Source organism: Streptomyces sp. NPDC002911 (assembly GCF_053591835.1).
The window spans coordinates 1-4,508 of record NZ_JBSFUO010000070.1 but is presented as its reverse complement, the minus strand read 5'-3'; the positions used below and the strand labels follow the sequence as shown (position 1 = coordinate 4,508).

4 protein-coding genes are annotated in these 4,508 nt (G+C 70.9%); 3 read left to right on the top strand and 1 reads right to left on the bottom strand.

The features are described 5' to 3' along the window. Positions 1 to 154: 154 nt before the first annotated feature. Positions 155 to 1,102 carry an aromatase/cyclase gene (locus ACWD04_RS33745; RefSeq protein WP_451137543.1) on the bottom strand — a complete coding sequence of 316 codons (948 nt, stop codon included), beginning with the start codon at positions 1,100 to 1,102 and terminating at the stop codon, positions 155 to 157. Between the two features lie 390 nt (positions 1,103 to 1,492). Here ACWD04_RS33745 and ACWD04_RS33740 point away from each other — a divergent pair, with 390 nt between their 5' ends. The 3 genes from ACWD04_RS33740 (at position 1,493) to ACWD04_RS33730 (ending at position 4,354) form a co-directional block, all read left to right on the top strand. Then, a complete protein-coding gene (locus ACWD04_RS33740) occupies positions 1,493 to 2,644 on the top strand; it encodes a DegT/DnrJ/EryC1/StrS family aminotransferase (protein ID WP_451137542.1) in 1,152 nt (383 codons plus the stop codon). Positions 2,645 to 2,792: 148 nt separating this feature from the next. Beyond that, entirely contained in the window at positions 2,793 to 3,296 is a 504-nt protein-coding gene (locus ACWD04_RS33735; protein ID WP_451137541.1) for a flavin reductase family protein, read from the top strand. Between the two features lie 470 nt (positions 3,297 to 3,766). Further along, positions 3,767 to 4,354 carry an NADPH-dependent FMN reductase gene (locus ACWD04_RS33730; protein WP_451137540.1) on the top strand — a complete coding sequence of 196 codons (588 nt, stop codon included), beginning with the start codon at positions 3,767 to 3,769 and terminating at the stop codon, positions 4,352 to 4,354. The last annotated feature ends 154 nt before the right edge of the window (positions 4,355 to 4,508 follow it).

The window sequence follows — 4,508 nt, the reverse complement described above, 5'->3', positions numbered from 1 at the left end:
CCAGACCGCCGCCTACGGCCACTTCGGCCGTGAGCTCCCCGACTTCACCTGGGAGCGCACCGACCGCGTGGACGCGCTGCGCAAGGCGGCCGGCCCGCTCTGAACATGACCCCGGTGGCCGGGTACGGGCCGCCCGGGCGGGGCCCGCACCCTGTCACCGGTCGCGGCGCTCCGCGAAGGCCTTGGCGTGGTTGAGGGTGGTGAGGCTGTTGGTCCCGAGCGCTGTGCGCACGAACTGCTTGGCGTCCGCGACGGTCGCGCCGGCGCCCAGGACCCGGGCGATGTTGTTCATGTCGAGGGTGACCGTGTGCTGGGAGGAAGCGGTGACGCACTCGCCGTCCTCGGCGAAGGTCCAGTAACCCGTGTGCAGGGTCATCAGCGACGGCAGCACGGTCTGCTTGTACGCGATCCCGCGGTACGGGAACGTCACCCGGTACGACTTGGTGGTGTGCACCGAACCGTCCTTGGTGCGGGTGTTCATCTCCAGCTCCTGAAGACCCGGCGTGTCCTCCGTCAGACGGACGTCGGCCACATGAGGCAGCCGCTGCGGCCACAGCCCCGCCTCATTGACGAAGTCGAAGACGTCCTTGACCGAACCGTCCACCCGGACGCTGTCCTCGAAGGAGAACGTCAGGTCCTCGGCGGCGTGCGCCGACTCGACGTTGGCCTTCAGCGCCGCCAGCTCCGAGCGGGAGTTGCGGTCCACGGCCTCGTCGATCCACGCGAGGTGGCCGGGGTCGTCACCGACGGCACGGTAGTCGTGCAGCAGCCGCACCCGGGACCCGCCGTCCTCGAGCGGCTCGATGATCCAGGTACCGCCCATGGCCGCGATGGGAGGGGCGCAAACCTCCTGACGGAAGGTGACCGTCAGCCGTTCCGGATCCAGGGCGCGGCGGGAGGTCCAGTTCTTGGCCTCGCCGTTCGCCGTGGCCCAGATACGTAAACGCTCCTCCCGCTCCCCTTCGGCGACACGGTCGACATGGATGGTCGGAGGGAAGATCCGCGGCCAGTTCTGGACATCGGCGATCAGGCGGTACACCGCTTCGGCCGGGGCCGAGACCGTGATGTCGTGCTCCACTTCACGCAGTCCGGGCTGTGACATGCTCGTACTCCTCAGGATCGGGATGGTGACCGAAACCGGCGACCGTGGTTCCGGGCAGCGGGTGCCGAGGCCACCACGGACGCCGGGGCTCCGGGGGGTGACGGCGCGGACCGCCCTCGGGCGGCCCGGCGCCCGTCGGCCCCGCCGGCCGTGCCCCTGCCGAGGGGCGGCCCGCTCGTCCTGCCCGGGCGCGCGTTTCACCCGGCGGCTCGACACGGTGACGCACTCGGAGGATCTTGCCTCCCGCTGGAGCGCTGCTCGAAGGCCCCTCGCACACGACGGGACCGCCCGCCGTGACCGCCCCGGGCCCGGGTCCGCAACCGAGCCTCGACCGCGGATCGAGCGGTCCTTCCCAAGCTCGGTGCCGGTATCCGGACGGGAGAGGCGGCTATGATCAACCTTTTTCAGCCCCAGGTGGGAGCCGAAGAACTCGACGCGGTCGCCGAGGTGTTCGAGGACCGGTGGCTCGGCCACGGACCGCGCACCAAGGCATTCGAGGCGGCGTTCGCCGACCACCTGGATGTCGCGCCGGAACATGTCATCTTCATCAACTCCGGCACCTCGGGGCTCTTCCTGGCACTGGAGTCGCTGGACCTCGCGGAAGGCGACGAGGTCGTCCTGCCCTCGCCCAGCTTCCTCGCCGCGGCCAACGCGATCCTGACCGCCGGCGGCCGCCCCGTCTTCTGCGACGTGGACCGGCGCACCCTCAACCCCACGGTCGAGGACCTGGAACGGGTCATCACCGACCGCACCAAGGCAGTCGTCGTGCTCCACTACGGCGGCTACCCGGGCGACATCGTCCGCATCGCCGAGCGCTGCCGCGAGCTGGGCGTCACGCTCGTCGAGGACTCCGCCTGCTCGGTGGCGTCCCGCGTCGACGGCAAGGCCGTCGGCACCTTCGGCGACCTCGCCATGTGGAGCTTCGACGCAGCCAAGGTGCTTGTCACCGGCGACGGCGGGATGATCTACGTCAAGGACGCCGGACGTGCGGCCCGGATGCGCCGCCTCGCCTACCACGGGCTCGCCCAGCCCAGCGGCTTCGGCTACGCGAAGGTCTCGGCCCGCTGGTGGGAACTGGACATCCCCGAGCCTGGCCGCCGCGTCATCGGCAACGACCTCACGGCCGCCATCGGCGCCGTACAACTGCGAAGGCTCCCCGAGATGGTGGCCCGGCGCAAGGAGATCGTCGCCCTGTACGACCGGGAGCTGGCCGGGATCGACGGACTGACGACCCCTCCGCCGCTGCCCGAGGGACATGAATCGACCCACTACTTCTACTGGGTGCAGATGGCCCCCGGAATCCGGGACCGAGTGGCCGGCGACCTGCTGGCCGGCGACATCTACACCACCTTCCGCTACGCGCCCCTGCACCGGGTTCCCGCCTACAGCCCGGTCGTGCCGGAACTGCCGGCCTCCGACTGGGCGGCCGACCGGACCCTGTGCCTGCCCCTGCACCCGGGCCTGAGCGACACCGACGTGCACACCGTCGTCGCTTCCCTGCGCAAGGCCGTGGAGCGGCACCGCGGGGAGAACACCGTCTGACGCGGACCGGGGCGGCTTCGACGCGGCCACGGTGGTCCGCTCCCGTACGACCCGACGCACTTTCCGCCCGGCCCGGTGCCGCACCGGGCCGGGCGGAAAGTGCGGGGCCCGAAGCCCTGCACCACACGCTCCAGCGCCAGGAGGACCGTTGCCCGTCATCGAACCCGCCGAGTTCGCCCGTGCCATGGCACACGTGCCGACGCCGGTCACCGTCGTGACGACGGTGGACGCGAGCGGGCGGCGCTGGGGCTTCACCGCCGGCTCCTTCACCTCGCTCTCGCTGCAACCGCCGCTGGTGCTGGTCTGCCCGGCCAAGTCTGCGTCCTGCCACAACTCTCTCGTCACCGCCGACCGGTTCATGGTGAACGTCCTGGCCGCCGACCAGGCCGACGTCGCCGCCGGTTTCGCCCGCACGGGGCGCGACAAGTTCGCCGACAGCCCCATGGAACCGTGCGAGTTCGGACTGCCGGGCCTGCGTACCGCCGCGGCCCGCCTCGCCTGCGTCCTGCACGAGGTGCTGGACGGCGGCGACCACAGCATCCTGGTCGGCAGGGTCGAGGCGGTGTGGGCGGGCGGGGCGGAGCCCTTGATCTACCACAACCGCCTGTTCACCCGGCCCGGGGCGGCGCCGGCATTGGCGCCCGCCCCCTGAGAGGAGTCAGGGCCTCTCGTCTGGATCACACCCGGCTCGCGTGCCCCGGTGCCGCACCTCACGGCGTCGTCGTCGGCCGGTGACTCCCTCGAGACCTCGATGCCCAGGGGCCCCCCTCACGTCGTCACCCTCCTCCGCGGTGCGATGCACGGCACCGGGCCCCGCTCCCTGATCCCGCCTGATCCACACGGAAAACCCTGGTCACGAGCGTGCCGGCGCTCCCGCCCGGAGGTCGAGCCGTTCTCCAGCGACCCTCGATTCCCGGCGGTGACCGTGGGCGGTGTCCACGCCCCCACACGGCGTAAACCAGGCTTTTTCGGATGTATCCTGCCCATTTCCCTCTATCTCCAGAGCTGACATCACCATCTCTCCGAGAGCCTCTCGTGGGCCGTACGGAGCGAACGACGCGCGCTCCCGGCCCTCACGCGTTCTCCTCTTTCCCGTGCCGTAACAGAAACCGAGGAACCCACATGTCCAGCAACCCCCTGAAGGTCGGCATCCTGATCGGCAGTGTCCGCACGGGGCGCTTCGCCGACACGATCGCCACGTGGTTCAGCACCGAGGCCGGCCGGCGCGATGACATGGAGGTCCACGTCATCGACCTGTCCGAGCCCGCCCTTGTCGAGGAACTGCGGCTCAACCTCGACCCGTCGGGCATCCCCGACGGCGCCGCGGGCCTGTCCGAGCGGATCGGCGGGCTCGACGCGTACGTGGTGATCACGCCTGAGTACAACCACGGCTACCCGGCCTCGCTGAAGCTGGCCATCGACTACGTCTACGACGAGTGGCGTGCCAAGCCGGTCGGCTTCGTCTCCTACGGGGGCGTGGCGGGCGGGCTGCGCGCGGTCGAGCAGTTGCGACAGGTCTTCGCCGAGCTGCACGCCGTCACGATGCGGGACGTCGTGAGCTTCCACAACGCCTGGGAGAAGTTCGACGAGGACGGCCGGCCGGTCGATCAGGACGGCACCGCGAAGGCCGCTGCGGTCCTGCTCGACAAGCTCGCCTGGTGGGGCGTGACTCTGCGCGAGGGCCGCGCCGCACGCCCCTACGGGGCCTGAGACGGGCATGCGGCCCGCGGGCTGTGCCCGCGGGCCGCATGCGGTGTGCCGACACCCCCGCTACTGCGGGGGGTTGCCGTGCTTGCGGGACGGCAGGTCGGCGTGCTTGTTGCGGAGCATCGCGAGCGAGGCGATCAGTACCTCGCGCGTCTCG

What these genes read in the sequence shown, in the direction of transcription:
- ACWD04_RS33745 (WP_451137543.1), bottom strand. Translation starts at nt 1,102, where the DNA reads ATGTCACAGCCCGGACTGCGTGAAGTGGAGCACGACATCACGGTCTCG.
- ACWD04_RS33740 (WP_451137542.1), top strand. Translation starts at nt 1,493, where the DNA reads ATGATCAACCTTTTTCAGCCCCAGGTGGGAGCCGAAGAACTCGACGCG.
- ACWD04_RS33730 (WP_451137540.1), top strand. Translation starts at nt 3,767, where the DNA reads ATGTCCAGCAACCCCCTGAAGGTCGGCATCCTGATCGGCAGTGTCCGC.